This is a genomic window from Ferrimonas gelatinilytica (assembly GCF_039544205.1).
In the GTDB taxonomy this organism is placed as follows: Bacteria; Pseudomonadota; Gammaproteobacteria; order Enterobacterales; family Shewanellaceae; genus Ferrimonas; species Ferrimonas gelatinilytica.
Window position 1 is genome coordinate 189348 of the sequence record NZ_BAABLF010000005.1, and the last position, 26345, is coordinate 215692.

Genomic DNA, 26345 nt, shown 5'->3' on the forward strand with positions numbered 1-26345 from the left:
ATCAATCTTAGGGTCGAAGTGCGGGTCGGGATGGAGCGGTGCAGATCAACACCGCTGCGGTTAAAGCCCTTTGGGGCTCAGGGCGTCTTGAGACTGGCGAGCCAAGTCGATACACTTACTGCGCGTTCTGGCTCACCTTGCTCTCGTACGGCTAAGCCTCCAGTAACGCCGATTCTTTTCCCAAATTTATGCTTCATGTGGCCCTTGGTGTGGGTCACCACTGACGGAGTTATTATGCCAATCATTACCCTTCCCGACGGCAGTCAACGCCAGTTCGAACAACCTGTATCCGTTATGGACGTGGCCATGGACATTGGTCCCGGTCTGGCCAAAGCCTGCCTGGCGGGCCGTGTTAACGGTGAACTGGTCGATGCCTGCGAGCTGATCGCCGATGACGTTGAACTGGCGATCATTACGACCCGGGATGAAGAAGGCCTCGAGTTCATTCGCCACTCCTGCGCGCACCTGTTGGGACACGCTATCAAGCAACTTTGGCCGGAAACCAAGATGGCCATCGGTCCGGTTATCGATAACGGGTTCTACTACGACGTGGATCTTGAGCATCGACTGACAGATGAGGATCTGGTGGCGCTTGAGAAGCGGATGCTGGAGTTGGCCAAAACCAACTACGACGTGGTGAAAAAAACCGTCAGTTGGCAGGAAGCGAGGGATACCTTCGAGGCACGGGGTGAGTCCTACAAGATGGCGATCCTGGACGAGAACATCAGCAAAGAGGATCGTCCGGGGCTGTACCATCACGAAGAGTACATCGACATGTGCCGGGGTCCCCATGTGCCCAACATGCGTCACTGCCACCATTTTAAGTTGATGAGTGTGGCCGGTGCCTACTGGCGTGGTAACTCCGACAATAAGATGCTCCAGCGGATCTACGGTACCGCCTGGGCGGACAAGAAGCAGCTCAAGGCGCACCTACAGCGCCTTGAGGAGGCAGCCAAGCGGGATCACCGTAAGATCGGTAAGGCGCTGGACCTGTTCCACTGGCAGGAAGAGGCTCCGGGGATGGTGTTCTGGCACAACGACGGCTGGAATATCTATCTGGAGCTGGAAAAGTTCGTTCGCGGCAAGCTGCACCAGTACCGCTACGACGAGGTGAAAGGGCCGCTGATGATGGATCGTGGCCTGTGGGAGCGTTCCGGCCACTGGGACAAGTACGCCGACAACATGTTCACCACCGAGTCGGAGAAGCGGGAATACGCCATCAAGCCGATGAACTGCCCGGGTCACGTACAGATCTTTAACCAGGGGCTGAAGTCCTACCGGGATCTGCCGCTGCGGATGGCGGAGTTCGGATGTTGCCACCGTAACGAGCCCTCCGGCGCGCTGCATGGCCTGATGCGGGTTCGAGGTTTCACCCAGGACGATGCCCACATCTTCTGTACCGAAGATCAGGTGCAGCAGGAGGTGACCGATTGCATCAAGATGGTGTTCGATACCTACTCAACCTTTGGCTTTAACGAAATTGCGGTGAAGCTCTCGACCCGTCCTGAGCAGCGCGTTGGTTCCGATGAGATGTGGGATCGAGCGGAAAAAGGCCTGATGGATGCCCTGGAAAGTAACGGTATTGACTACGAAGTCTTGCCTGGTGAGGGGGCGTTCTACGGGCCGAAAATTGAATTTACCCTGCATGACTGCTTGGATCGTGCCTGGCAGTGCGGTACCGTGCAGTTGGACTTCGCCTTGCCTGAACGTCTGGGCGCGACCTACGTCGCCGAGGACAACAGCCGCAAAGTTCCAGTGATGATCCACCGTGCCATTCTGGGCTCTCTCGAGCGATTCATCGGTATTTTGATCGAAGAGTTCGCCGGGAAACTGCCCACCTGGCTTGCTCCGACTCAGGTCGAGGTGATGAACATCACTGATAATCAGGCAGGTTACGTACAAAAAGTGGTCAATATTCTGAGTCAGCGTGGCATTCGTGCCAAGGCGGACTTGAGAAACGAGAAGATTGGCTTTAAAATCCGCGAACACACTTTGAAGCGAGTCCCGTATCTGCTGGTCTGTGGAGACCAGGAGATGGAAAACGGCGAGATCGCGGTTCGTACAAGAAATGGCGCCGATCTGGGCAAAATGAGCATCGAGCAGTTCGCCGATGCGCTGTCCACAGAGATCCGCGACCGTAGTCTTAAGATGCTGGAGGAATAAGCGATTAAAGGCGGAAAAAAACAAGGTCCGGTAAATAAGGACCGTAACCGTATTAACGGCGAAATTCGCGCTCGTGAAGTGCGTTTGATCGATGCGGAAGGCGAGCAGGCCGGTATCCAGTCTTTGGCGGATGCCCTGGCAATGGCGGCTGAGGCACAGATGGATCTGGTTGAGATCAGCCCGAACGCGGAGCCGCCAGTCTGTCGCGTGATGGACTACGGTAAGTTCTTGTACGAAAAGAGTAAGGCTGCCAATGAGCAGCGCAAGAAAACCAAACAGATCCAGGTTAAGGAAGTTAAATTCCGGCCGGGAACTGATGTAGGCGACTATCAGGTAAAACTACGCAACCTGACTCGCTTCTTGGAGAGCGGAGACAAAGTGAAAGTGACACTGCGTTTTCGCGGGCGTGAAATGGCCCACCAACAGTTGGGTTTTGACCTGCTGAATCGGATTAAAGACGATACGGCAGAGATGGCCCAGGTGGAAGCCTTCCCGAAAATGGAAGGCCGTCAAGCCGTCATGGTGCTTGCGCCCAAAAAGAAACAGTAAGGCCTACAAGTAACAAGCCAGCCGGGGCTGACCCCGGCTGTTTTTGTTCGCCTTGCAGTTCATTTACTTAACAATGCGGAGTTTCTTCCAATGCCGAAGATGAAAGCAAACAAAGGCGCTGCTAAGCGCTTTAAAAAGACTGCCAATGGCTTCAAGCGTAAGCAGTCTCACCTGCGTCACATCCTGACCAAGAAGTCCACCAAGCGTAAGCGTCACCTGCGTGCAGGCATGATGGTTGCCAAGGTAGACGTCGCTCAAGTGCAGCGCATGCTGCCTTACGCGTAATTGACTGGTTTAGGAGAGTAAACAATGGCTCGTGTAAAACGCGGTGTGACCGCTCGTGCTCGTCACAAGAAAGTTCTCAAGCAAGCTAAGGGTTACTATGGTGCCCGTAGCCGTATCTATCGTGTAGCATTCCAAGCCGTTACCAAGGCTGGTCAATACGCTTACCGTGACCGTCGCCAGAAAAAGCGCGTGTTCCGTCAGCTGTGGATCGCCCGTATCAACGCTGCTGCTCGTCAGAACGGCATGTCTTACAGCCGTTTCATCGACGGTCTGAAGAAAGCTTCTGTTGAGATCGATCGTAAGATCCTGGCCGACATTGCTGTTTTCGACAAAGTGGTTTTTGCCGCTCTGGTTGAGAAAGCGAAAGAGGCCCTGGCTAAGTAAGCGATACGCTTCCTTATCCGGAAAAAGGGGAACCCGTTTGGGTTCCCCTTTTTCGTTGTCTTAGAGTGTGTTTGACTCTGGAGTCAAGGCGCGGCATCGGCGATGGGTGGCGTTGCCCATCCCGCAGGAACGACGAAAATCCGTTGCAAAGAGTTCTCATTGATCAGATGAAGCGGCCACGCCAACGGGGGCCCGGGGCGATGGCGCGGCAGTAGGGACGGGGGACGGCCCGCCAGCCAGTCGATACGTGCCAATGTTCGCCACCGAGCCGTCGGCAGGGCTCCCTCTTCAACCCAGCTTGCCTCGGCGCAGGCTGGGTTGATCCCATCTGGTAGCATCGCTTCCGGGCTGGGCCGGTAGAGTCGGCCTTGTAGGATGATCCGCTGCCGCCCTACCTGCCACCCACGCTGGCGAAGCTGGCGCTGGGTCTCCACTGCGCGGAGCAGTGGCAACTGGTGCTGCTCAAGCCGCTTGAGCTTGTCCTGAAGGCAATCCTGGCGGCCGGGGCCTATCCAGTTTTCACTGTCTCGTGTGTCCAGCGTCCCCAGATAAAACTTGATGGCCAACTCCCAGTGCTCCTGTTCGCCGGAGGGCCGATGCTCAACCAGCAGGTCCAGCGCCCCCAAGGTACGACGCTGACGAGAGATCAGCAGGTCCTTGGCCAGAAGCCGGTAATCTGGGTGTAGGGTAAGTGCGCAGATCCAGAGTTGTTCGTAGTAACTTCCGAGGCGACCATGACGGTTTAATTGCGCCAGCAGCCTATCCAGTCTGTGCTCGAGTTTCGGCAGCTGCGCCAGCAGCGGCTCGCGGAAGCTGCGAAGGAATTCATCGTCGGCATAGTCCGACTTGCGCTGACATAGCATGGGCGCGTGCAGCAGCCAATACAGGTCGCGAAGTAGGGGATGGTGGAGGGAAGAGGGGATCGTAGGCATAAAAAAGCCGACCCGGGGGTCGGCGTTGGACTCAGAAACCGCGAGGCAGTTTCCCGCCGTTGGCGATCCTGTCCGCCCAAAGCTGCTTGGCCGTTTTGCCGCCGTGACTGGCAACGGACTTTACAGGAGCCGTTTTTGGGCTGGCTTTCTCGACACTTGGCTGGTCGGCCAGTGACTGAGCCATCTCGGCCAGGTCACCCAGACGAAGGGATTTACCACCGTCGACTTTGAACCAGCTGCCTTTTTGCTCAATGGTTGGCTCATTGCCATGCTTCGCGAGGTACGCCTCAGTGAACTGGGCGATCACCTCTTCCTTGATCAGTTTTGACATAAAAAAGGTTTTGATTGATTGAAAATTCAGCCGTTAATAATACCCATATGCACCTCCGGGTTCAACTTGGTTGGTGATTTTTGGCCTGGTTGTATTTTCACCGCATGGTAAAAAATTATCTACCTTTCTGAGTCTTAGGGACGGCTTGCTCGAGGAGGAGGCGGCCAGGTGAGCGACTGGCTGCAAGAGGGTTCAGCAATCGCTAGCAGATCCATTACTGTTAAGGAGGCGGAGTCCTCGGCGCCCCTTTATCTCAATAGCATCATCAAGAGGCACAGCTATGAAGCGGATCGCGATTTTTTCCAGTAAGCCGGACGATAAGCAGTTTTTAGCTCTGGCCAACCAGGACAAGAATTACGAGCTGGTACATTTTGAGAACCGTCTGAAGCCGGAAACCGTTAAGCTGGCCGAGGGGTTCGATGGTGTCTCCTGTTTCGTGAATGATATCGTGGATGAAACGGCACTGACGGAGTTGCATCGGCTGGGGATAGGTATCATTGCGTTGCGCTGCGCCGGCTTCAACAATGTGGACCTGGAAACGGCGCAACGCCTTGGGATCCAGGTGTCGAGGGTACCGAGCTACTCGCCGGAATCGGTGGCAGAGCATGCAGTGGCGATGATTCTGGCGCTGAATCGGAAAATTACCCGGGCGCACCTCAGGGTCAAGGAGCACAATTTTAACCTCGATGGCCTGATGGGTTTTAACCTACAGAGTTGTACCATCGGGGTGATCGGGACGGGTAAGATCGGACTCGCCACCCTCCGGGCCCTAAGCGGCTTTGGCTCCCGCCTGCTTTGCTACGATCCCTTCCCCAGCGAGGCAGGCGCCGCCTTGGGAGAATACGTCGATCTTCCGACCCTCTATCGTCTATCTGATGTGATCACGCTGCACTGCCCACTGACGGAGGAGACCTATCATCTGATCAACCGAGAAGCCATTGCACAGATGAAACCTGGTGTGATGCTGGTCAATACCTCACGGGGAGCGCTGCTTAACGCCCAAGATGCCCTGGACGGAATGAAACAGGGTAAGATTGGTTATCTCGGGCTGGATGTGTATGAGATGGAAGGCGAGATATTTTTCCGCGACTTGTCGGGGCGGGTGCTGCACGACGACGTGTTTGCATTGTTGCTGAGTTACCCGAATGTTCTGGTGACCGGTCACCAGGGCTATTTTACCCGAGAAGCACTAACCGAGATTGCACAAACTACCCTGGCGAATTTCGATGCTTACTATGCCGGCCATAAGACCGGCAACGAACTGTTTTAAAGGAACCCTATGGCAATACAACGCGACGAACTGCTGCGCTACCTGGAGACGCTGCTGCAGCCACATCGGTTTAAAGACTACGCCCCCAACGGCCTGCAGATCGAAGGTAAAGAGCGGGTCCAAACCCTTGTTACCGCGGTGACCGCAGACCAGTTTGCCATTGATGCTGCCGTCAATGCCGGTGCCGATGCACTGCTGGTGCATCACGGTTACTTCTGGAAGAACGAAGCTCCGGTGATTACCGGCATGAAGAAGCGACGGATCCAGGCACTGCTCAAGCATGATATTAATCTCATCGGTTACCACCTGCCATTGGACTGCCACCCGACACTGGGTAACAACGCTCAGCTGGCGGCACTGCTTGGGATTGAGCAGAGTGAGCCCCTGGAGCCGGGCGAGGAGCTTCACCTGGTGCATCGGGGCGTGCTGGCCGAGCCGATAAGGGGCGCGGCGTTGTCGGCTTTGTTAGCGAGGCGATTAAATCGCGAACCGCTTCATATTGCCGGGCATGACAGGCCGATCCGCACCTTGGCATGGTGTACCGGGGGCGCCCAGGATTATATTGATGTGGCGGCTGCTCATGGGGTCGATGCCTTTCTTTCCGGTGAGGTGAGCGAGCGTACTTATCACAGCGCGGTGGAGCAGGGGATCGATTACTTTGCCTGTGGCCACCACGCGACGGAGCGTGGTGGCGTTAAAGCCCTGGGGGAACATTTGGCGCAGATGTTCGATTTGGATGTCACCTTTGTCGACAGTCCCAACCCGGTTTAACTTTCCCTCTCTGAGTTGCTTTCGGCCTTGCTTCCTTTCGGGTGCAGGGCTAACACCTCCCAATCTGCCTGGGGCTCGAAGGGCGCATCGGCGGTAAAAGTGCGGAGCTTCCCTTTCTGAGTGCGGGCAAATAGGGGCAGTGAGTCCGGGTTGTCTTGACAGTACTCGGCCCAGCCGTAACTGTCGGAGAGCCGTGTCTGACGGATCTGTGCCCCCTGTTTTATCCGGTTGATCAAGGTGCCGTACTGGGCCGACTCTCCAAACAGCTTCTGGTGGCGGTCCCGAACCTGACGCCGCTGGCTTTGCTCCTTTTGCTGTTCCGCAAGACGGTACACTTTGTCCGCACCAAACCTGTCCTGGTAGTGATAGGCCACCTCGGTATTGAGCTGACGGTAGGGCGAGAGGATCAATACACGGCGCAACTGGGAGAGATCCATGGCGCTGTCGGCATGCTCAGAAACGGGATTGCCGTAGTAGACCGGCAGGTTTTTCATCCGTGCCTGGCTCAGGTAATCCCAGTTGGTGTCCGATAAAAGAACCGGCACCTTCATCTTCTGTAGGGCTTCCGCGACGGCTACGGCGAAAGGGTTTGCCCCAAATATCAGGTAACCGGTCCGCTCCGGTGCCTGCAGCCCCATCAGCTTGACCAGGGGGCGGGTGAGCACGCTCTGAAGGATCACGGTGGTTACAATGACCACGAAGACCAGTGCCACCAGCGGTGCGGCCACGGTGACGCCTTGCTGTTCCAGCTTCAGGGCGAAGAGGGCGGATACGGCGGCAGCCACGATCCCCCGGGGGGCAATCCAGCCGATGAGCAGACGCTCCTTTGCATTGAAGGGCGTTCCTATGGCACTGATCCATACTGCGACGGGGCGGGCGACCAAAATCAAAAAGGCGATCCAGAGCCCCGTATGCCAGTTCAACTGCGCCAGCTCTTCTGGCCGGATCCGCGCCGCCAGGAGAATGAAAAGCCCCGATAGTAGCAGGATGGTAAGGGTCTCCTTGAACTCCATGATCGGTTCCAGATCCAGGCCCCGGCTGTTGGCCATCCAGATCCCCATGATGGTGACCGTCAGCAGGCCGGACTCGTGGGTCAGTTCATTACTCAGGGCGAATGCGGTCAACATCAGTAGCAGGGTGGCGATGCTCTCCAGGTAGCGGGGGAACACCCTTTTTCGCAGGGCCTTGGCCATTAACCAACCGGCCAGCACCCCTATGGTTAGCCCGGTAAGTACCGTGAGCGCAAACACCTGTATTGCCTGGGTTTGACTGACAATCAGGTATTCGAACACCAGAACCACTAAAAGGGCACCGATGGGATCGATTAAGACCCCCTCCCAGTGAAGTACGGTAGCGACGTTTTCCCTCGCCCGGATGGTGCGCAGCAGGGGCGCAATCACGGTCGGCCCGGTCACCACCACCAGGGCGCCGAGCAGGGCGGCGATCCCCGGGGGCAGGGAAAGGATGAACCAGGCGGAAACGGCTGCCAGGGCGAAGGTGATGAGCATACCGGGGCCAACCAGGTTGCGTACCATCTTGCCCCGCCCCTTAAGGTCACGAAAGTTGAGCGTCAGGCTGCCCTCGAACAGGATTACCGCCACCGAGAGCGAGACGATGGGAAAAAGCAGCTCACCCAGCAGCGCGTCCGGGTCAAGAAACGCGGTTGTTGGACCAAGTAGCAGGCCGGTCAGCAACAGGGGCAAGATCGCAGGGATCTTAAGGCGAAAGGCGAGCCACTGGCACAGTAGGGAGAGCAGGCCGATCAGGCTCAAGGCCATCACAGGGGAAAGGGTGTTCATCAGTGACTCGGTGTTGGAGTTTGGCTTTACACTAAGTTAGCACCGGGGGATGCACAAGTGACCGCGCGTGAAACGCAACCAGCACCGGCGCCCTGCCAGCAATAGTGCTAGTCAGGGGATGTTGGGGAGGCGGGCAATGGATAAAAAAACCGAAGCCTAAGCTTCGGTTTTGTGTGGTTACATGATGCGCTGTCCGGGCTTGGCGCCCTCATCGGGGTTCAGGATGTAGATCTCTTCGCCACCAGGGCCAGCGGCCAACACCATACCTTCGCTGAGTCCAAACTTCATTTTGCGCGGGGCCAGGTTTGCCACCATGACCGTCAGTTTACCCTCGAGATCCTCGGGCTGGTACGCCGATTTGATCCCGGCGAACACGTTGCGAGTCTCGCCGCCGAGGTCCAGCGTCAGCTGCAGCAGCTTCTTGGCGCCCTCCACATGCTCCGCCTTGGCAATACGGGCAACCCGCAGATCCACCTTGGCGAAGTCGTCGAAGCTGATGGTGTCCGCGATGGGCTCTTTCTCCAACTCGTCATTTTTCTCCAGGGTTACCGCGGGCGCCGATGCGGCTTTCTCTGCCGCCACTTCCGCCTTGGTCTGCTCGACGATCGCCTCGATCTTGGCCGGTTCAATGCGCTGGATCAACGCCTTGAACTTGTTAATACGGTGTCCGGTCAGCACAGTATCGATACTCGCCCAGGTCAGTTCGGTGTTAAGAAACTGCTCCACGTTAGCGCTCATCTCAGGTAACACTGGCTTGAGGTAGGTCATCAGGATCTTAAACAGGTGCAGGCCCATCGAGCACACCTCATGGGTCTTCTGCTCCATCCCCTCCTGCTTGGCCAATGACCAGGGGGCCATCTCGGCAATGTAGGCGTTGGCTTTGTCCGCCAGTGCCATGATCTCACGGATCCCCTTACCGTACTCCCGGCCCTCAAATAGGGTCTCGATCTCCGCCTTAGCGTTTTGGAACTCCGCCAGCAGTGCCGGGTTGTCGATGGCATCGGCCAGGGTGCCATCGAAACGTTTGGCGATGAAGCCAGCGGTGCGGGAGGCGATGTTGACCAGCTTGCCCACCATGTCTGAATTCACCCGCTGGGCGAAGTCCTCAAGGTTGAGGTCCAGATCATCAATGCGATCGTTGAGCTTGGCGGCGTAGTAGTAGCGCAGGTATTCCGGATGGAGATTGTCCAGGTAGGTGCGGGCTTTGATGAAGGTGCCGCGGGATTTGGACATCTTTTCACCGTTCACCGTCACGTAGCCATGGGCAAACACATTGGTGGGTTTACGCAGCTGGGCCCCGTGCAGCATGGCCGGCCAGAACAGGCTGTGGAAGTAGATGATATCCTTGCCGATGAAGTGGTAGAGCTCCGCTTTGGAATCCTGACCCCAGTATTCGTCGAAGTTGAGGTCGTCGCGACGATCGCACAGGGCCTGGAAGGCCCCCATGTAACCGATGGGGGCGTCCAGCCAGACGTAGAAAAACTTCTCGCCGTTGGTGCCGGGGATCTCGAAACCGAAGTAGGGGGCATCACGGGAGATGTCCCACTGCTGCAGGCCGGACTCGAACCACTCGGAGAGCTTGTTGGCCATCTCGGACTGAAGCGCACCGGAGTGGGTCCACTGGGCTAACACCTCTTTGAACTGGGGCAGGTCAAAAAAGAAATGCTCGGATTCTTTGAGCACCGGGGTGGCACCGGAAACGACCGACTGGGGATTGATCAGTTCCGTCGGGCTGTAGGTGCTGCCACAGCTCTCGCAATTGTCCCCGTACTGGTCTTCGGTTTTGCACTTGGGGCAGGTGCCCTTGACGAAGCGGTCCGGCAGGAACATCCCCTTCTCAGGGTCGTAGAGCTGCTCAATAACCCGGGTGGTGATGTATCCGTTCGCCTTGAGGCGGGTGTAGACCTCGCTGGCCCATTTGCGGTTCTCTTCCGAGTGGGTGGAGTGGTAGTTATCGAACTCCACCAAGAAGTCGGCAAAGTCTGCCTTGTGCTCCTCGGCAACCTTGGCGATCATCGCTTCCGGTGTCATCCCCAGTTGCTGTGCTTTGAGCATGATGGGGGTGCCGTGGGTATCATCGGCACAAACGTAGGTGCAGGTGTTGCCCCGCAGTTTCTGGAAGCGCACCCAGATGTCGGTCTGGATATACTCCAGCATGTGACCCAGGTGAATGGGACCATTGGCGTAGGGTAACGCACTGGTCACCAAAATTTTTCTGCTTTCGGTTGCCATGGTGTCTCGGTACTTAGGTGAGAAAGTGGGGGCAGGCCAAGGATCAGCGTGCCAAGTAAAGCGCAAGTCTAACGGAACACCAGCGCATTTTCATCCATCTGACCGCTGCCCGCCTGCTTTGCCGCCATCGGCGTGCGCCATAGCGCTCAGGCTTCTGGTACACTCAGTTGAGTTTCGGAAATTCGGCAGCAAAAAGGAGCCAGCGAGTGACCCAAGAAACCGCGATCCGCAATACCCTTCCCGAGTCCCTTTCCCACGTTGTATTGGCCCGTCTGGATGCCTTGGAAGATCCTGAGCTCAATCAGGGGCTGGTATCCGCTAATATCGTTCGCAGCCTTGGTTTGGATGGGCGCTGCCTGCAGATCGGCCTGGCCTACCCCTATCCCTGCCAGTCACAGTACCGCGATCGGGTTATGAGCATTACCCAGGCGATGGCGGATATTGAGGCGATCGATGAGGTGGAGTGTGAAGTGGGGTTGGCGATCCCCGCCATTACGGCCGGGTCGGTGGCGGCGTTGCCGACAATCCGCAACGTCATTGCGGTGGGCTCCGGTAAAGGGGGAGTGGGGAAATCCACCACTGCCGTGAACCTGGCGCTGGCACTCGCCGCTGAGGGGGCGCGCGTGGGCGTGCTGGATGCAGATATCTACGGCCCCTCGATTCCCATAATGCTCGGCTGCTCCGACTTTGAACCCAGCAGTGTGGATGGGAAAACCATGGAGCCGGCTTTCGCCCACGGCGTGGCCGCCAGCTCCATGGGCTTTATGGTGACCGAGGGCAATGCGGCGGTGTGGCGGGGGCCCATGGCGGCGGGTGCGCTGGTGCAGTTAGTCAACGAAACGCGCTGGCCGGAGTTGGATTATCTCGTGATCGACATGCCGCCGGGAACCGGGGATATTCAGCTGACACTGTCACAGAAGATCCCAGTCTCCGGTGCGGTGATCGTGACCACCCCCCAGGAGATCGCCACTGCCGATGCCCGGAAAGGGATCACCATGTTTAACAAAGTGAATATTCCGGTACTGGGGATCGTGGAAAACATGAGTTATCACATCTGTCACAATTGCGGCAGTAAGGAGCATCCCTTTGGCTCCGGTGGTGGACTGGCGACGGCGAAACGTTACAATGTGCCGCTTTTAGGGGAGTTGCCGCTGGATCTGTCCGTGCGTGAGCATGTCGACGGCGGCAACCCCAGTGTCGTGGCCGAGCCGGAAGGGGCCATTGCGGAGGCTTACCGCGCCATTGCTCGCAAGACCGCGGCGGCACTGGTGACCCGTTCCGAGCCGCAATCTCTGGCGATTGAGATCACGACCGACTGATGGGGCCTCGCCCCAAGTGTTAGATATATTGTTGAGACCCCTATGACCTCAAAGCAAGAGTGCGTCATCATCGGTATCGCCGGTGCTTCCGCATCAGGGAAGAGCCTGATCGCTCGTACCATCTATAACGAGCTGCGTCGCGATCTTGGGACAGATCAGATCGAAGTGATCAATGAAGACGCCTACTACAAGGATCAGACCCACCTGACCATGGAGGAGCGGGTTAAAACCAACTACGATCACCCCAGCGCGTTGGACCACAGGCTGCTTTGTGACCATCTTAAGCAGCTCAAGCGGGGCGAAAGCGTTGAGGTACCCACCTACAGCTACACCGAACATACCCGGCTGGCGGAAACCGTTACGGTGACACCCAAGAAGGTGATCATTCTCGAGGGGATCCTGCTGCTGACGGAGCCGGAGCTCCGGGCGCAGATGAATGCCTCCATCTTCATGGATACGCCGCTGGATATCTGTTTTATCCGCCGACTGAGCCGGGATGTGGAGGAGCGTGGTCGCTCCATGGAGTCCGTGATTGAGCAGTATCAGCGTACTGTCCGGCCCATGTTTCTGCAGTTCATCGACCCCTCCAAGCAGCACGCCGACATTATCGTGCCCCGGGGCGGTAAAAACCGTATTGCTATCGACATTCTCAAAGCCAAGATCCGACAGCTTTTGCACACGGATTGAGCTCCATCACCGCGTTTAAGGACCAAGGATGCGCCTGACCGACATTGAAATAGAAGAGTACTTGGATCACGGCAAGATCGTCATGGAGCCGCGCCCGGCCAGTGAAAAGATCAGTGGCGTAAGCGTGGATGTGCGCCTGGGTAACAAGTTCCGGGTGTTCGAGGACCATACGGCCCCCTATATTGACCTCTCCGGTCCGCGGGAGCAGGTCCAGCGGGCGCTGGAGAACGTCATGAGTGACGAGATCTGCATCGCCGATGGGGACGCCTTCTTTCTGCACCCTGGAGAGCTGGCACTGGGTATCACCCACGAGTCAGTCACCCTGCCGGCCAATGTGGTTGGCTGGCTGGATGGCCGCTCCTCACTGGCGCGCTTGGGCCTCATGGTTCATGTGACGGCACACCGGATCGACCCGGGCTGGAGCGGGAATATCGTGCTGGAGTTTTTCAATTCCGGTAAGTTGCCGCTGGCCCTGCGTCCGGGGATGCCCATCGGTGCCCTCAACTTCGAACGCCTGGCTCACGACTGTGCTCGCCCCTACAGCAAGCGTGCCAATGCTAAGTACCGGGACCAGACCGGCGCGGTGGCCAGTCGGATCAGCCAGGACAGCTGATGGCGAATTGGGTGGATGGTGTCGCCGAAGACAGCATCTCGGTGAAGGATCGCGGTTTACTGCTGGCGGACGGGCATTTCACCACCGCCTACGTCGCGGATGGGGCGGTGAGCCTGTGGCCGGCGCACCGTCAGCGTTTGGCCGACGGTTGTCGTTTGCTGGGGTTTTGTGCACCGGATTGGAGCGCCTTGGAGCGGGAGGTGGCCTCTGCGTGCCGCGGTTATTCCCAGGCGGCAATCCGCATCACCCTGACCCGCGGGGACTCCGGCCGGGGCTACGAGGGAGAGTGGCCGGCGCGCCCGCGCCGGCTAATCCAGATCGCCCCCTTCCCAAAGCGCTATCGAGCCTGGCAGCAGGCGGGGATCCGTGTTGCCTGCGCCAGGCAACGGCTGGCAAGCGGTGGGGCCCTGGCCGGCATCAAGACCCTGGCTCGAACCGAGCAGGTACTCCTTAAGCGGGAGGTCCAGGTTCGGGGAGTGGAAGACCTCCTGGTGTTGGATCCGAACGGCTATGTGGTGGAGGCGACCGCAGCCAACCTCTTTTTCCTTATCGACGGTGTTGTTGTCACACCCAGCCTAAGCCATAGCGGTATCGCGGGCGTGATGCGGAATCATGTGATCAGTTTGCTGGCCGAGCAGGGAAGGCCGGTCCTGGCCCGTCCGATGCACGGCAACGAAGTGGCGAGCTGCACGGCCGCCTTTATGACCAATTGTTTGATGGGTATCGTGCCAATCCGGCAACTGGACCAGCGCATCCTTAAGGATCGATCGCTGGCCGATACCCTGCTTGATGTGGGAGTGTTATGGCGTTGAAAGTTTGGATCCGTGCGGCTGTCTGGAGCGTGAGCCTCGCCATCAGTGGTGTGGTGGCGGTCGTGGGATATGGCTATTACCGTATACAGCAGGCCTTAGCGTCCCCGGTGGCTATCAGCCTGGCGCAGGAGGTGAAAGTGCAACCCGGAGATACCAGCTACGTGCTCCTGGCGCAGTGGGAGAGGCAGGGTTGGATAGATTCGGCTTTTTGGGGCCGTCTCGGTTTGCGAATGGAGCCGAAACTGACGCAGCTGAAGACGGGTACTTATGCGCTGGAACCGACCATGTCACTGCGCCAGGCATTGGCGCACCTTGCCAGTGGTGAGGAGATCCAGTTTCAGATCACCCTGGTAGAGGGCGGCACCGTTGCCGAGTGGTTATCCCAGATCCAGGCCCATCCCCGGATCCGAGCCACCCTTGATGACGTTGCCGCGCTGGCCGAGGCGTTGGGGACTGAGCAGGAAAACCCGGAAGGGTGGCTGTTTCCGGATACCTACGCGTTTACTGACGGCACCGAGGACAGGGCCGTGCTACTTCGGGCCTACCGCCGTATGACTCGGGAGCTCGAGAAAGCCTGGGCAGCGCGTCAGCCGGATCTTCCGCTGGCCACGCCTTACGAGTTGCTGATTCTGGCCTCCATCGTGGAGAAGGAGACCGGTGCCCCCGGGGAACGTTCGCTGGTCAGTTCGGTATTTGTGAATCGATTGAACAAAGGGATGCGATTGCAGACGGACCCTACGGTGATCTACGGTGCTCATGACTACCAGGGGCGTATTACGCGCAAGCACTTGGACACCTGGACACCCTACAACACCTACAGGATCAACGGCCTGACACCGACGCCTATTGCAAACCCCTCGTTGGCATCGCTGCAGGCAGCGGCGCAGCCGGCGCAGAGTGATTACCTCTACTTCGTCTCCAAAGGCGACGGTAGCCACCAGTTTTCCCGGACCCTGCGAGAGCACAATAACGCGGTTAATCGGTATATAAGAAATCGGAAATGATGAATCAACAAGGGATCTTTATTGTCATCGAAGGCCTGGAAGGGGCGGGTAAGAGCAGCGCAGTGGCGCTGGTGAACGCTTATCTGGAGGCGCGCTTTCCTGGCCGTGAAATCGTCAATACCCGCGAGCCGGGCGGGACGCCGCTGGCGGAGGAGATCCGGGCCATCTGGAAACGGCCTCGCGAGGAGGCGATGGCGCCGATGACGGAACTGCTGATGGTCTACGCCTGCCGGGCACAACTGGTGGAGGGGGTGATCAAGCCGGCTCTGGCCCGGGGCGCTGTGGTGCTTGGCGATCGCCATGATCTCAGCTCCCAGGCGTATCAGGGCGGCGGGCGGGGTCTGAGCGAGCAGGTTGCGGCCCTGGCGAAGATCACCCTGGGTGGGCTGAAACCGGACCTGACCCTCTACCTCGATATTGACCCCGCACTTGGGCTTAGCCGAGCACAGGCACGGGGAGCGCTGGATCGCATTGAACAGGAGACGCTGTCCTTTTTTCAGCGCGCCCGGGCACGCTACCTGGCCGAGGCCGCCGCGGATCCCGACATTGTGCTCATTGACGCCAGCCAACCGATTGAGAAGGTTCACGAAGCTATCGTCGACCAGTTGAACCAGCGGCTTGGAGTTTCGGCTTGAGCTTCGTCGATGCCATGCCTTGGCTCGCCTCGCCATGGCAGCAATGGCAGCGCAGTCGTGACACGGGGCGCTTGGGCCATGCTCTCCTGCTTCAGGGCGAGGAGGGGTTGGGCAAAGGGCGCTTGGCTGCCGAGATGGCGGCGAACCTGCTGTGTGAACAGGGCATCCACTGCGGTCGTTGCAAGGGCTGTCGGTTGCTGCAAAGTGGCCACCATCCCGACCATATTCTGATTCAGCCGGAGGGGTTGCAGATCAAGGTCGATACTGTCCGGGCCCTGATTGCTACCCTGACCGGCACCGCCCATCAGGGGGGAAGTCGGGTGGTGGTGATTGAGCAGGCAGAACGCCTCAACGGTGCGTCCGCCAATGCCCTGCTCAAAACTCTTGAAGAGCCGATGCCCGGGGTATATCTCATTCTGGTCAGCGCCATCCCCTCTGCGCTCCCTGCGACCATCGTCAGCCGCTGTCAGCGCCTGAACGTTCCGTCGGCGACCCCGGCGCAGCTTAAAACGTACCTCGGTGAGGGGGCCCAGGCTTTGCCGGATTGGCCCTACTGGACACGTTTGGTCGGTGGGCCGATGGCGTTAAAAAAGGCGCTGGCGCAGGGTACCGTTGACCAGGTGGAGCGCTGGCGTTTGGCGTGGCAACAGAGTCTTGAACAAGGGTTTCTTGCCCCGGAACTGGCTTCTGTGGAGTCGGACAAGGGTGCTATCGTACTAAAAGTATTGTACTTTGAACTGATGTGTCGTGGCCGTAACGTCCCAGAGTCGCTCGCGGTTACCTTCCCGGTGATGCAGGAGCTTCTGGCCGAGATCCGATGGCTGGAGCAGCAATCCGGTGTCAACCTTCAGGTTCTCTGTCAGCGCTTTGTGCGGCAGCTTTGTTCGTAGTGTAAGGGTTAAATCTATGTCTGAAGTTTTTCATCCAAACAGGACCTCCATGACCTGCCTTGAAGCCCAGTTTGATACTCCCGCGCAGCTTTATCGCGCCTACATGCCCTTTATTCGCTTTGGCGGCCTGTTTTTTGTTACGACCCGGGATCACCATCTCGGCGAACTTTTGGTCGCCCGCTTCTCCCTGCCGGACAGCGATGAATGGTACACGTTCGAAGGGGTCGTGGTCTGGTGTAATCCCCTGGGCTCTCAAGGGGGAAGACCCCCAGGTGTGGGCCTGGCCTTCCAGGCGGAGGATAACCCGTTCAAGCCGCATATCGAGCGTCTGCTCGCCGGTGAGTTGGGCTCAGGGCAACTCACCTCCACGATGTAACCCGTGACCCAGCGACGAAACTAGAATCCGGCTCCGAATCGGTTTACCCTGACCGGCTTGTTAGTTAAATCGGGGATCGGCGTGTGTTAATTGACTCCCATTGCCATCTGGATCGCTTGGTAGAGGGCGATGACCCAACCTCTCTGGAACCCATCTTAAAACAGGCCCGGGAGCGCGGCGTTCGCAAAATTTTGTGCGTCTCCGTCAGCCAAGCGGGCTTTGCGCGCATGAAAGCGCTGACCGCACCCCACGAGGACGTGCGGATCTCCTGCGGTGTCCACCCCCTGGACGTTGAGGACGGCTACGATGCCGATTGGTTAGCCCGGCAGGCAGCAGATCCTGCAGTGGTCGCTCTGGGGGAAACTGGACTTGATTACTACTACAGCAAAGAGAGCGTGGCCCTTCAGCAACAAGCCTTTCGTGACCACATCGAACTAAGCCGCCAACTTAAAAAGCCGCTGATCATCCACACCCGTGACGCCCGGGAAGACACTATCGAACTGCTCAGAGAGGGGCAGGCGGAGCAGGGCGTATTGCACTGTTTCACAGAAAACTGGGCGATGGCCAAGGCGGCACTGGATCTGGGGCTTTATATCTCCATCTCCGGAATTGTCACCTTCCGTAACGCAGAGTCCCTGCGGGATGTCGTGCGAAAACTGCCAATGGACCGGCTATTGGTCGAGACCGATGCACCTTACCTGGCGCCGGTACCTTACCGGGGCAAGACCAATCAGCCAGCGTACGTCCATGAGGTGGCGCAGTTTGTTGCGGATCTTAAAGGCGTCAGTCATCAGGAGATGAGCCGGATCACCGGTGAGAATTTCCATCGCCTATTTTCCCTGGCGTAACCACTGAGATGAAACCGGCGCAAGCGGGAGGGGTAAAAAGGCAAAAAAAAGCCCGCAACTACTCCAATGTCACAGGCTTAGGGGAACATCACGCGTCGGATCTTTGTCACGGGAGATGAAGGGCGCTTGTTATCGCTGCACCGCATCCTGTGCCAAGGCTATCGCTAAGACAGCTTAATTTTCTAGTCTAGTCCAAGGAGAAAAGCGCAGCCAGTGACTGCGCTTTTCTATTGCCGGCGGCTTGGACGTTGGTACTAGACCGAGACGATCTGGTCCCTGACCAGTTCCCGAGGCAGGCCATTTTTCAGCTTGCTGCCAACCCACTTTGCCAGCCCCAGTGGCTGTCCCGTCCAGCGGACGATCACTTCGCCCTTACCCGCTGGGGTGTCCATGGGAAGATCCCGTCCCATCAGGTAGGTCGTCGCCTGTTCGTCGGTAAGCTCAACGCATTTCGTTGGTGTCAGGGGTAGCGCCATGATCGCCTCGTGTTGAATTTTGAAACCGTGCTTATGCACCTGTGCGATTTTTATCCCCAGCCGGTTCATGCGGATCTTGCCGATAAAGTCATTCAGTGCTTGGGGAAACCACCAAAGTTCCTGATCCCTTGCCATCACCTGGCCTTCGTCGGGTAGGCTGAGGCCTAACTGTGTCTCGAGGTAGTGTCGTAACTCGGCGACGGTCCTGGTTGGGGCCGGCGTAAAGGGGAAACTTTTAAGCTTGGGTGGTTTCGCCTGAGCCTGCATGGAGCCGCGCTTTCGGATCGCGGCAACGAAGAACCCTTCCGAGTCGTAGATCTGCGGCCAGATATGCAGAAAACCCTCCTCGGTCAAAGCCCTCTCTGCCCCGGGAAACAGGGCTCCCAGCGAAATGAACTCCACCAGTTCCGGGTGGCGCTCGCGGAGCCAGTGGCACACCGCTTGGTTCTCCTCAGCCAGCAGGGTGCAGGTGGAGTAGACAAGGGTGCCGCCGGGTTTAAGAGCGGTGAAGGCAGACTCGATCAGGGTCTTCTGGACGGCGGCGATCTGCTCAATGGCGTCGAAGCTCCAGTTGGCCATCGCCTGTGGATCTTTTCTCACTGTCCCCTCGCCAGAGCAGGGCGCATCCAGGAGGATGGCATCGAAGCGCTCCGGCAGGGTAGGGCCGAATACCTTGCCATCGAAATGGGTCAGGGCGACGTTGCGGATCCCCAAGCGTTGAAGGTTGGCGTGGAGGCTTTTTAAGCGACTGGATGAGTACTCGTTGGCGATCAGCACCCCCTGGTTGTTCATCCTGGCGGCCATCTGGGAGGTTTTAGAGCCGGGTGCCGAGGCGACATCCAACACGGTCTGCGGCTGGCCGGCAAGGGCAAACAGGGCGTTGGGGGGCATCATCGAGGATGCCTCCTGGATGTAAAATAGGCCGGCCAGGTGTTCCGGTGTATTGCCAAGCTGTGCCCCGGGTTTATCCCAGTTAAGCCAGAACCCCTCATCACACCAGGGGATGGGCTCCAGGTGCCAGCCCTTGCCCTCCATCCTCTGCACGAACTCCTCTACGCCTATCTTCAGGGTGTTGACCCGGATCGAACGACGCAGCGGTGTTTGACTGATGGCGATAAAGTCGTCAAGTTCGAGTTGGGGCGGTAAGATGGCGGCGATGCTGTCGAGAAATGCCTTTGGGAACTTGACCATAAGAGGATCCTGAGGGAAAAATCGGCGGCAAGCATAGCACAGCCAGGGAGGGAGCAACGAGTGCTGAATCGGGTTTGGGCAGCCATGTTGCTGCTGTCGGCGCTGGCCTGCTTGGGACGCTGGTACGGCGGGGATCCCGAGGTGTTCGCGCGCTGGGTGGAACAGCTCTTTGCAATGGCCAAGTTGGCGGTGGAGATCGGTATCGGCCTGGCCGGGGTCATGGCGATGTGGATGGGCCTGATGAAAATTGGCGAGCGCAGTGGCCTGATAGATGGCCTGGCTCGGCTGCTGTCTCCTCTGTTCGCCCGTCTGATGCCAGAGATCCCCCGGGGGGATCCAGCCTTGGGCGCCGTCACCATGAACCTGTCGGCAAACGTGCTGGGCTTGGATAATGCCGCGACGCCCATGGGGATCCGGGCGATGGAGTTGATGCAGCGACTCAACCCGGTTCCGGAACGGGCGATGAACGCTCAGATCCTGTTTTTGGTGCTCAATACCTCCTCGGTCACCCTGTTTCCCATCGCAGTCCTTCTTTACCGAGCTCAGCAGGGCGCAGCCCAGCCGACCGATGTGTTCCTGCCGATCCTGCTGGCCACTACCGCGTCCACCATGACGGGGCTCCTGTTCACCTGCGTGGTTCAGCGGATCCGACTCTGGGACAAGGTGCTGCTGCTCTGGTTTGGCACCGGCCTCGCGTTGATGATCAGTCTGCTGGCAAACCTGGCAGCCTACTCAACGACGCAGCTGCAGGCGTTTTCGACCCTCTGGAGCAACTTTGCCCTGTTTGCGCTAATCATCACGGTGATCGCCGTCGCGTCCTGGCGTGGGGTGGCGCTGTTTGATGAATTTGTGGAGGGGGCGAGAGAGGGGCTGACGACCACGGTGCGGATCCTGCCTTTTCTCCTGGCGATGCTGATGGCCATCGGCAGTCTGAGGGCGTCGGGGATCCTGGATGCGCTGCTTGACGGGATCCGAAGCCTGGTCGCGTCGGTGGGCTGGGACAGCCGCTTTGTCGATGCGCTTCCGACGGCCTTGATGAAACCCTTCAGTGGCAGTGGTGCCCGAGCCATGATGCTGGAGACCATGGAAAGCGCCGGCGTCGACTCCTTTGCGGGTCGCCTGGCGTCCATTTTCCAGGGCTCGACGGAAACCACATTCTACGTTCTTGCGGTTTATTTTGGTGCTGTGGGGATCCGCCGTACCCGCCACGCGATCCCCTGCGGACTGGCGGCGGATCTGGCTGGCGCCCTAGCCGCCATCGCCGTGGCCTACTGGTTCTTCGGTTAACCGGTCTGGTAAAAAAATGCGCCGCTGCAAGGGCAGCGGCGCGACGGATCAACTGCCGGGATCAGAACCGGGTTTGCCACTCCAGCCAGGCGCTCTGCGCCTGGTTGTGCAGTGGGAGCCGGGTGCCATCTGCCAGCAGGTTTTCGCCGTTGCTGCTCTCCTGCGTAGCAAAGGCGACGCCACCCGCGAGGATGGTTTCCAGAGACTCGGCGCTGATCTGCGCACCGGAGAAGAGCCCCACATCGACGTTGATCCCGGACGCGTTCCAGAAACGACTGCTCTGATTGACCAAGTGCTGATAGCGGGGCATCAGCTGGATCTCGATGTCTACCGAGGCACCATCTGCCGCCAGCCCGGTCTTGATCACCTCTCCCACCTTGATCTGCCGGTAGAGCACTGGGCTACCCACTGCCAGGGAGCCCAGGTTGGGCTGGTTCAGGACCAGAGTCAGTCCGTCATCGAAGGGGAGGGTGGTGGGGGGCGCCATGGCGACCAGGAAACTGTCGCTGCGTTGTTCCGCTGTGCCGGGCATGGCGGCGATGTAGTTGCCGGTGATCAGGGTATCGGGATCCCGTACACCGGAGAGCCGGATTTCGGGGCTGACCAAGTAGAATTGGCTGTCCTGGGCCAAAAAGCGGTCAGCCCAGGGACGGTCCAGCTGAGCCTCCAACCGCTGGTTGGCCAGATCATCGCTCAATGACACCGAGCGGATCTTGCCGATGGTGTGGCCCCGGAAGCGGATTGGTGCGCCGGCGGGGATTTGGGCTGCACTGTCGATGAACAGACTGAGGTGTTCGATGCCCTGAAGCGCGCTGTGGCGATCGGGGTAGATATGGCGATCCTCCGGCAGGCCGGGCTGGGTGTTCTCGTGGCCCTTGATCGCCGTATCGAAACTGAGTCCGCCGCGCAGCAGCGTGGTCAGCGGCGCGGCCTGAATGTTGATGCCGGCCAGAGAGCCCTCGACCTTGATGCCGCTGTGGTGCCAGAAGCGGGTATCGGTATTGATAAGATGCTGGTAGCGCCGTTCGATGCCGACCTGCACAGTCACCCCGTCCTTGCCGAGGGAAAGTGACTCAATGGTGCCCACTTCGAGGTCCCGATACAGCACCGATGCGCCCGCGGCGAGTCCAGCGGGGGTTTCGGTTTGCAGCGAAAGATGGACCCGGGGACCGGATTTCGCGGCGCTTTCACTAACCGCAAGGGCGAAACGGCTCTGTCCAGCCGCCTCTGTGCCTTCCCCACCGGAAAAGGCGATGCCGCCGCTGAGGATGTCGGCAAGGGGACGGCTGCGAACACTGAGTTTGGCCAGATCCGCCTCCACTTCAACCGCGGATTGCAGCCAGAAGGCGGCATCCTGGCGGACCCGCTGATGATAAGGCGCATCGATCCAGATGCGACTCTGTACCCCTTCATCGGTCAGCGTCACCTCGACGACCTCCCCGACCGGCACGCCGCGAAAACGCACCGGCGCTCCGACCCCTGCGCCCTCGAGGCTGTCGTGCTCCAGCAGGAAGGCACGGCCTTCACGGTGCAATTCGCCCTCCTGGGACAGGGAGAACTCGGTGTGAGGCTCGCCATCACCGGGCCACAGACGGATAAAGTCTCCAAACAGGAGGGTATCCAGATGGGCGACACCATCGAGGCCAAGCTGAGCGCCAACTCTGGCGAAACGGGTGTTTTTGCGCAACAGGTGCCGGTATTCAGTATCGATGTAGGCGTGCAGGATCACCCCTTGCTCGGTCAACTCGATATCCTGAACCTGGCCCAGGTCCAGGCCGCGGAAGCGGATGGGCGTACCCACTGAGAAGCCATCGGCACTCTCCACCCATACTTGGAACTCCGCCCGGGGACGCGCATCCCGAGCGCGCTCGTGAAGCTTGAACCGGGTACCATCGGTCACGGGTTCACCGTCTGCGGGGGAGGAGAGCACTACGCCCCCGGATAACAGGCTGGCGAGGCTTTCCAACTCGACATCGATGCCGGATCGGCTGGCGTGTATGGCGACACCGGAGCTGTTCCAGAACTGACTGTTGTGGCGAACCAGTGACTGATAGCGCGACTGAATGTGGACGTCGAAGACCACCTCCTGCGTTTGGTTATTCAGCCTGAAGTCCACCACTTCACCGATCTGGACCTGCTGGAAGTAGACCCCACTGCCGATGTTGAGTGAACCCCGGTTCGGCGCTGTCAGCCTCACCAGCAGGCCCTCGGTATGACGGCTCAGGGTCGGAGGGGCTTCCAGGGTGGCCTGGAACTCGTTTCGACGGGGGCCCTCGCCGGGCTCCATGGCGATGTAGTTTCCAGAGAATAGGGCGTCCAGGCCTTCGAACCCGGTCAGCGAGGCCTTGGGTGAGACCAGCCAGAATTGGGTGCCGCGCCGCAGCAGGTTCTCCACCGTGTGGTTCATGTTGATATTCACCAGCACCGATTTCTGATCCTCATCCAGCTTCACCCCCTTTACCTGGCCGACCACGATCCCCTGGTATCGGACCAGCGTCTTGTTGGCGGTGATCCCGTTGGCACTGGGGAATTTTACCGTGATGGTGGTGCCCCGCTCGATGATATAGCTGTAGAGCAGCCACAGGCCGAGGACGAAGGCCAGAACCGGCAGGATCCAGATGGGGGAGAGGTTTTTCTTCCGGCGAACCACCGGATGTTGGCTGTCAGAGGTCATTGTTATCTTTTTCCAGGTCCCACAGCAGGCGGGTGTCTAGGCACTTGGCGGAGAGTTGGGTGAACAGGATCACCAGGGCAAAGTAGGTGGCAGCGGGGGCGGGACGTGCGTCGAGCAGTTGCCCCATGTTGATGAGGCTCGCCATGATGGAGATCACGAAGAGATCCAGCATCGACCAGCGCCCAATAAACTCAATGATGTGGAAGTAGAAGCTCAGCCGTTTCTTAGACAGGGGCCACCGAAGAGAGATGGTGCTGAGGATCACCAGTAACCCCACCACCTTGGCGGCGGGGACTGCTACTGACGCGGTGAACACGATAATCGCGATCAGCGTCATGTCATTGGCAATCAGCGACAGTATGCCCGAATAGATGGTGTCGTAGCTGACGTTACCCTGGTTGATCAACTGGGTAATGGGGAGCAGGTTGGCAGGCAGAAGCAAACAGGCGGCGGTGATCAGCAGTGCCCAGCTGTACTGAAGACTGAATGGGCGCCGACGGTAGAGTCGACTCCGGCAGCGGGGGCAGTGGGGCTGCAACGGCGTCGTCAGGGCGCAGCCCGGGCAGAGACACAGCTCAGGGGTGGAGTTGCTCATAACGCTGCCACATCCGGTTGGAGTTATATTCATACTGCACATAAAAGGTCATGATAAACAGTAGTGTATAACAGAGCGTGCCCCAGCCGTAGGTCAGATCTGCGATGTCGGTCAATTTGAAGATCGAAACAAGCAGGCTGATCATGTAGATCTCCACCATGCTCAGCTCGGATAGGCCTTGATGGTAGAGCAGTAAGCGCCGAAGCAGCTTTGGCGCCTGGCCGGTTTTCAGCAGGTAGATTTGAACCAGGATAGAGACCAGCAGTAGCAGCGGAGCGAGGATCCCGGTCACGATGACGGCGATGCCCACCAGCCAGTACCCCTGCTCCAGTACGGTCAGGGCGCCATCCAGGACCGTTGTGGTGCGCAGACTTCCCACCAGGTTCACCTGAACCAGGGGGATGAGGTTGGCGGGAAAATAGATCAGTAGCGCGGCCAGAGCCAGGGCGGCCAAACCGTCCAGATCGCAATAGGGCACGTCATAGAGTCGGCTTCCGCAGCGCGGGCAGTGCGCTCGAACGCCACTGGGCAGCGCTCGCTGATGTACACTCGCGTCACAGGTTTTGCAGAGAATCAGGTTAGAAGACAAAGCGCTAACTCATGATGTCCATTTCCATAGGCGATCCAGTTTACCACTTCTCACGCTAAGCTGTCGGTGGTTCTCCCCTCTGCTCATAAAGTGCTCAGCGTCACCGTCCCGCTCTTGCACTCCTTGACTCACAGGGAGGAAACTGGGTTAATGGCATGCTGAATACTTCTCTATGTTTTGACCATGCTGTCTGTCCAACAACACGACTATGCCCTAATGGCGCAACAGGCGCGCAGCCTGATTGCCGACGAGCCCAATCTCATCGCTAATCTGTCCAATCTTTCCGCCTTGATCTATCACAATGTCGAGCGTGTGAACTGGGCCGGTTTTTACCTGATGGAGGGTAAGGATGAGCTGGTATTGGGGCCGTTCCAGGGCCAGGTCGCCTGCGTCCGTATTCCTGTCGGTCGCGGCGTGTGTGGGACGGCTGTCGCCACCGGTGAGGACCAGCGTATCGATGATGTCCACCAATTCCCGGGGCATATCGCCTGCGATGCCGCCAGCGAGTCCGAACTGGTGCTGCCCATACGCCGTCACGGCGAGATCATCGGGGTGTTGGATATCGACAGTCCAGAGCAAAACCGCTTTACCGAGCAGGACCGGGCGGGGATGCGTCTGATTGTCTCTGAGCTGGAACAGTACTTGGAGCGCCAACCATGAAGGAGTTGGTTGCTATCCACACCTACCTGATGGAGCCTGCGGAAGTGGGCGAGTGGGAAGGTCGTGAAGCGGAAGCTGCCGAGAATATTAATGAGATTTTTCATGCGGTCTATGACCGTGCCGATGAGGATATCGATACCGACCTGTTGGCATTGATGTTGGAGGCCATCTGGCCCCATTGGCAATTTAACCCCCAGTTGTTAGAGCTGGACGAAGACGCGCTTGATGCCTTCGTTGAAACTCTGTTTACCCATTTTGACCCCAGTAAGGGCCAGGAAACGTTTGATGACCACTGAACAAAACAACACCCCGGAAACACAGCCGGAAAACCCGGAAAAGCTGAAAGACGTGAAGGAGGTCCTGGCTTACCTGGCTGAGAAATTCCCCTCCTGTTTTTCCCTTGAAGGGGATGCCAAGCCGCTGAAGATCGGTCTTTTCCAAGATCTTGCAGAACGCCTGGAAGGTGATGAAAAGGTCAGCAAGACTCAGCTGCGTCAGGCGATCCGCCGCTACACCAACAGCTGGCGTTACCTGCGCAGTGCCCAGCCGGGCGCCGTGCGGGTCGATCTGGACGGAAACCCGTGTGGTGAGCTGGATGCGGAACACATCGAGCACGCCCAGAAGACCCTGCAGGAGAGCCAGGAGCGCGCCAAGGCCCAACGCCAGGAGCGTCAGGCAAAGAGCCCCAAGGGCGAGAAAGCCCCGGCTCGACGTCGTCCGGCCCGAGCCGAACATGCCGGCAAGGTGAAAGCGGCTAAGCTTAAACAAAAAGTGGAGCCGAAGCGGAACCTGCCGCCCATGGAGAAAGTCTCATCAGATAAGTTGAGCGCAAACCAGGGTGTTATGGTGATGCTCGGCAGTGCGCCGGCGAAGGGTGTTATCGTTGACATCAACCGTGATGATGTCATGGTTCGTCTGGAGTCCGGTTTGACCGTAAAAGTTAAGGTCGACCACATCCGCATCTGATTGAACA

At 58.5% G+C, this 26345-nt stretch carries 27 protein-coding genes; 19 read left to right on the top strand and 8 right to left on the bottom strand.

The annotated features are described in order from the left end of the window. The first annotated feature begins 234 nt into the window (after positions 1–234). The 4 genes from thrS (at position 235) to rplT (ending at position 3381) form a co-directional block, all read left to right on the top strand. A complete protein-coding gene (gene thrS, locus ABD997_RS03240; RefSeq protein ID WP_345315579.1) occupies positions 235–2163 on the top strand; it encodes a threonine--tRNA ligase in 1929 nt (642 codons plus the stop codon). Positions 2164–2166: 3 nt separating this feature from the next. Then, on the top strand, positions 2167–2712 hold the full coding sequence (infC, locus tag ABD997_RS03245; RefSeq protein WP_345315904.1) for a translation initiation factor IF-3: 546 nt from the start codon (positions 2167–2169) through the stop codon (positions 2710–2712). A gap of 90 nt (positions 2713–2802) precedes the next feature. Continuing rightward, positions 2803–2997 (top strand): 50S ribosomal protein L35, encoded by a 195-nt coding sequence (gene rpmI / locus ABD997_RS03250; protein ID WP_345315580.1) that lies wholly within the window; start codon positions 2803–2805, stop codon positions 2995–2997. A gap of 24 nt (positions 2998–3021) precedes the next feature. Continuing rightward, positions 3022–3381, top strand: a complete 360-nt coding sequence (gene rplT, locus ABD997_RS03255) for a 50S ribosomal protein L20 (RefSeq protein ID WP_345315581.1) — start codon at positions 3022–3024, stop codon at positions 3379–3381. Between the two features lie 83 nt (positions 3382–3464). Here the strand turns inward: rplT and ABD997_RS03260 are convergent, their stop codons facing one another. Beyond that, positions 3465–4313 (bottom strand): DUF1853 family protein, encoded by an 849-nt coding sequence (locus ABD997_RS03260; RefSeq protein ID WP_345315582.1) that lies wholly within the window; start codon positions 4311–4313, stop codon positions 3465–3467. Positions 4314–4344: 31 nt separating this feature from the next. Then, positions 4345–4644: a hypothetical protein gene (locus ABD997_RS03265; protein WP_345315583.1), complete on the bottom strand. Its 300-nt coding sequence runs from the start codon at positions 4642–4644 to the stop codon at positions 4345–4347. A gap of 280 nt (positions 4645–4924) precedes the next feature. Here ABD997_RS03265 and ABD997_RS03270 point away from each other — a divergent pair, with 280 nt between their 5' ends. Together ABD997_RS03270 and ABD997_RS03275 are read left to right on the top strand one after the other, a co-directional pair. Further along, entirely contained in the window at positions 4925–5914 is a 990-nt protein-coding gene (locus ABD997_RS03270) for a 2-hydroxyacid dehydrogenase (RefSeq protein WP_345315584.1), read from the top strand. A 15-nt stretch (positions 5915–5929) separates the two neighbouring features. Then, positions 5930–6685 (top strand): Nif3-like dinuclear metal center hexameric protein, encoded by a 756-nt coding sequence (locus ABD997_RS03275; protein WP_425557043.1) that lies wholly within the window; start codon positions 5930–5932, stop codon positions 6683–6685. Here ABD997_RS03275 and ABD997_RS03280 read toward each other — a convergent pair. Together ABD997_RS03280 and metG are read right to left on the bottom strand one after the other, a co-directional pair. After that, positions 6682–8484, bottom strand: coding sequence for a cation:proton antiporter (locus ABD997_RS03280; RefSeq protein WP_345315586.1), 1803 nt, complete (start codon positions 8482–8484; stop codon positions 6682–6684). The two genes, ABD997_RS03275 and ABD997_RS03280, sit on opposite strands and share 4 nt — an antisense overlap. 177 nt (positions 8485–8661) lie before the next feature. Then, on the bottom strand, positions 8662–10716 hold the full coding sequence (gene metG, locus ABD997_RS03285; RefSeq protein WP_345315587.1) for a methionine--tRNA ligase: 2055 nt from the start codon (positions 10714–10716) through the stop codon (positions 8662–8664). Between the two features lie 206 nt (positions 10717–10922). On the opposite strand from metG, the gene apbC reads away from it, so the two are divergent. The 9 genes from apbC (at position 10923) to ABD997_RS03330 (ending at position 17900) form a co-directional block, all read left to right on the top strand. Beyond that, entirely contained in the window at positions 10923–12035 is a 1113-nt protein-coding gene (gene apbC / locus ABD997_RS03290; protein ID WP_345315588.1) for an iron-sulfur cluster carrier protein ApbC, read from the top strand. A gap of 42 nt (positions 12036–12077) precedes the next feature. Further along, positions 12078–12722, top strand: coding sequence for a uridine kinase (gene udk / locus ABD997_RS03295; RefSeq protein ID WP_345315589.1), 645 nt, complete (start codon positions 12078–12080; stop codon positions 12720–12722). A gap of 28 nt (positions 12723–12750) precedes the next feature. Further along, the gene (gene dcd / locus ABD997_RS03300) at positions 12751–13335 is read left to right on the top strand and encodes a dCTP deaminase (RefSeq protein ID WP_345315590.1); all 585 of its coding nucleotides are present in this window, start codon (positions 12751–12753) and stop codon (positions 13333–13335) included. Then, complete coding sequence (pabC, locus tag ABD997_RS03305; RefSeq protein ID WP_345315591.1) at positions 13335–14147, top strand: aminodeoxychorismate lyase; 813 nt, start codon at positions 13335–13337, stop codon at positions 14145–14147. The genes dcd and pabC overlap by 1 nt, the downstream gene beginning before the upstream one ends. Beyond that, positions 14138–15151: an endolytic transglycosylase MltG gene (gene mltG / locus ABD997_RS03310; protein WP_345315592.1), complete on the top strand. Its 1014-nt coding sequence runs from the start codon at positions 14138–14140 to the stop codon at positions 15149–15151. Before pabC ends, mltG begins: the two co-directional genes overlap by 10 nt. Beyond that, positions 15151–15786 carry a dTMP kinase gene (gene tmk, locus ABD997_RS03315; RefSeq protein WP_345315905.1) on the top strand — a complete coding sequence of 212 codons (636 nt, stop codon included), beginning with the start codon at positions 15151–15153 and terminating at the stop codon, positions 15784–15786. The genes mltG and tmk overlap by 1 nt, the downstream gene beginning before the upstream one ends. Then, on the top strand, positions 15783–16676 hold the full coding sequence (holB, locus tag ABD997_RS03320) for a DNA polymerase III subunit delta' (RefSeq protein WP_345315593.1): 894 nt from the start codon (positions 15783–15785) through the stop codon (positions 16674–16676). The genes tmk and holB overlap by 4 nt, the downstream gene beginning before the upstream one ends. A 49-nt stretch (positions 16677–16725) precedes the next feature. Continuing rightward, positions 16726–17052: a PilZ domain-containing protein gene (locus tag ABD997_RS03325; RefSeq protein WP_345315594.1), complete on the top strand. Its 327-nt coding sequence runs from the start codon at positions 16726–16728 to the stop codon at positions 17050–17052. An 83-nt stretch (positions 17053–17135) separates the two neighbouring features. Further along, on the top strand, positions 17136–17900 hold the full coding sequence (locus tag ABD997_RS03330; RefSeq protein WP_345315595.1) for a TatD family hydrolase: 765 nt from the start codon (positions 17136–17138) through the stop codon (positions 17898–17900). A 254-nt stretch (positions 17901–18154) separates the two neighbouring features. On the opposite strand, the gene rsmF is transcribed toward ABD997_RS03330, so the two are convergent. Continuing rightward, on the bottom strand, positions 18155–19567 hold the full coding sequence (gene rsmF / locus ABD997_RS03335) for a 16S rRNA (cytosine(1407)-C(5))-methyltransferase RsmF (protein WP_345315596.1): 1413 nt from the start codon (positions 19565–19567) through the stop codon (positions 18155–18157). A gap of 60 nt (positions 19568–19627) precedes the next feature. Here rsmF and ABD997_RS03340 point away from each other — a divergent pair, with 60 nt between their 5' ends. Next, a complete protein-coding gene (locus tag ABD997_RS03340) occupies positions 19628–20854 on the top strand; it encodes a nucleoside recognition domain-containing protein (protein ID WP_345315597.1) in 1227 nt (408 codons plus the stop codon). Between the two features lie 61 nt (positions 20855–20915). Here the strand turns inward: ABD997_RS03340 and ABD997_RS03345 are convergent, their stop codons facing one another. From ABD997_RS03345 to ABD997_RS03355, 3 genes are read right to left on the bottom strand one after another with little or no spacing between them, the layout of a single operon-like run. After that, a complete protein-coding gene (locus ABD997_RS03345) occupies positions 20916–23528 on the bottom strand; it encodes an MlaD family protein (RefSeq protein ID WP_345315598.1) in 2613 nt (870 codons plus the stop codon). Next, complete coding sequence (locus ABD997_RS03350; RefSeq protein ID WP_345315599.1) at positions 23518–24123, bottom strand: paraquat-inducible protein A; 606 nt, start codon at positions 24121–24123, stop codon at positions 23518–23520. Before ABD997_RS03350 ends, ABD997_RS03345 begins: the two co-directional genes overlap by 11 nt. Then, positions 24104–24712, bottom strand: a complete 609-nt coding sequence (locus ABD997_RS03355) for a paraquat-inducible protein A (protein WP_345315600.1) — start codon at positions 24710–24712, stop codon at positions 24104–24106. The genes ABD997_RS03350 and ABD997_RS03355 overlap by 20 nt, the downstream gene beginning before the upstream one ends. Before the next feature lie 183 nt (positions 24713–24895). Between ABD997_RS03355 and ABD997_RS03360 the strand changes: the two genes are divergently transcribed. From ABD997_RS03360 to proQ, 3 genes are read left to right on the top strand one after another with little or no spacing between them, the layout of a single operon-like run. Continuing rightward, positions 24896–25372: a GAF domain-containing protein gene (locus ABD997_RS03360; protein WP_345315601.1), complete on the top strand. Its 477-nt coding sequence runs from the start codon at positions 24896–24898 to the stop codon at positions 25370–25372. Beyond that, entirely contained in the window at positions 25369–25668 is a 300-nt protein-coding gene (locus ABD997_RS03365; protein ID WP_345315602.1) for a hypothetical protein, read from the top strand. Before ABD997_RS03360 ends, ABD997_RS03365 begins: the two co-directional genes overlap by 4 nt. Beyond that, positions 25658–26338 (top strand): RNA chaperone ProQ, encoded by a 681-nt coding sequence (proQ, locus tag ABD997_RS03370; RefSeq protein ID WP_345315603.1) that lies wholly within the window; start codon positions 25658–25660, stop codon positions 26336–26338. Before ABD997_RS03365 ends, proQ begins: the two co-directional genes overlap by 11 nt. The last annotated feature ends 7 nt before the right edge of the window (positions 26339–26345 follow it).

Bases quoted from the DNA above. Each gene is read 5' to 3' on its own strand.
- thrS (WP_345315579.1), top strand. From the start codon at position 235: ATGCCAATCATTACCCTTCCCGACGGCAGTCAACGCCAGTTCGAACAA.
- rpmI (WP_345315580.1), top strand. From the start codon at position 2,803: ATGCCGAAGATGAAAGCAAACAAAGGCGCTGCTAAGCGCTTTAAAAAG.
- rplT (WP_345315581.1), top strand. From the start codon at position 3,022: ATGGCTCGTGTAAAACGCGGTGTGACCGCTCGTGCTCGTCACAAGAAA.
- ABD997_RS03260 (WP_345315582.1), bottom strand. From the start codon at position 4,313: ATGCCTACGATCCCCTCTTCCCTCCACCATCCCCTACTTCGCGACCTG.
- ABD997_RS03265 (WP_345315583.1), bottom strand. From the start codon at position 4,644: ATGTCAAAACTGATCAAGGAAGAGGTGATCGCCCAGTTCACTGAGGCG.
- ABD997_RS03270 (WP_345315584.1), top strand. From the start codon at position 4,925: ATGAAGCGGATCGCGATTTTTTCCAGTAAGCCGGACGATAAGCAGTTT.
- ABD997_RS03280 (WP_345315586.1), bottom strand. From the start codon at position 8,484: ATGAACACCCTTTCCCCTGTGATGGCCTTGAGCCTGATCGGCCTGCTC.
- metG (WP_345315587.1), bottom strand. From the start codon at position 10,716: ATGGCAACCGAAAGCAGAAAAATTTTGGTGACCAGTGCGTTACCCTAC.
- udk (WP_345315589.1), top strand. From the start codon at position 12,078: ATGACCTCAAAGCAAGAGTGCGTCATCATCGGTATCGCCGGTGCTTCC.
- dcd (WP_345315590.1), top strand. From the start codon at position 12,751: ATGCGCCTGACCGACATTGAAATAGAAGAGTACTTGGATCACGGCAAG.
- pabC (WP_345315591.1), top strand. From the start codon at position 13,335: ATGGCGAATTGGGTGGATGGTGTCGCCGAAGACAGCATCTCGGTGAAG.
- mltG (WP_345315592.1), top strand. From the start codon at position 14,138: ATGGCGTTGAAAGTTTGGATCCGTGCGGCTGTCTGGAGCGTGAGCCTC.
- tmk (WP_345315905.1), top strand. From the start codon at position 15,151: ATGAATCAACAAGGGATCTTTATTGTCATCGAAGGCCTGGAAGGGGCG.
- ABD997_RS03325 (WP_345315594.1), top strand. From the start codon at position 16,726: ATGACCTGCCTTGAAGCCCAGTTTGATACTCCCGCGCAGCTTTATCGC.
- rsmF (WP_345315596.1), bottom strand. From the start codon at position 19,567: ATGGTCAAGTTCCCAAAGGCATTTCTCGACAGCATCGCCGCCATCTTA.
- ABD997_RS03345 (WP_345315598.1), bottom strand. From the start codon at position 23,528: ATGACCTCTGACAGCCAACATCCGGTGGTTCGCCGGAAGAAAAACCTC.
- ABD997_RS03350 (WP_345315599.1), bottom strand. From the start codon at position 24,123: ATGAGCAACTCCACCCCTGAGCTGTGTCTCTGCCCGGGCTGCGCCCTG.
- ABD997_RS03360 (WP_345315601.1), top strand. From the start codon at position 24,896: ATGCTGTCTGTCCAACAACACGACTATGCCCTAATGGCGCAACAGGCG.
- ABD997_RS03365 (WP_345315602.1), top strand. From the start codon at position 25,369: ATGAAGGAGTTGGTTGCTATCCACACCTACCTGATGGAGCCTGCGGAA.
- proQ (WP_345315603.1), top strand. From the start codon at position 25,658: ATGACCACTGAACAAAACAACACCCCGGAAACACAGCCGGAAAACCCG.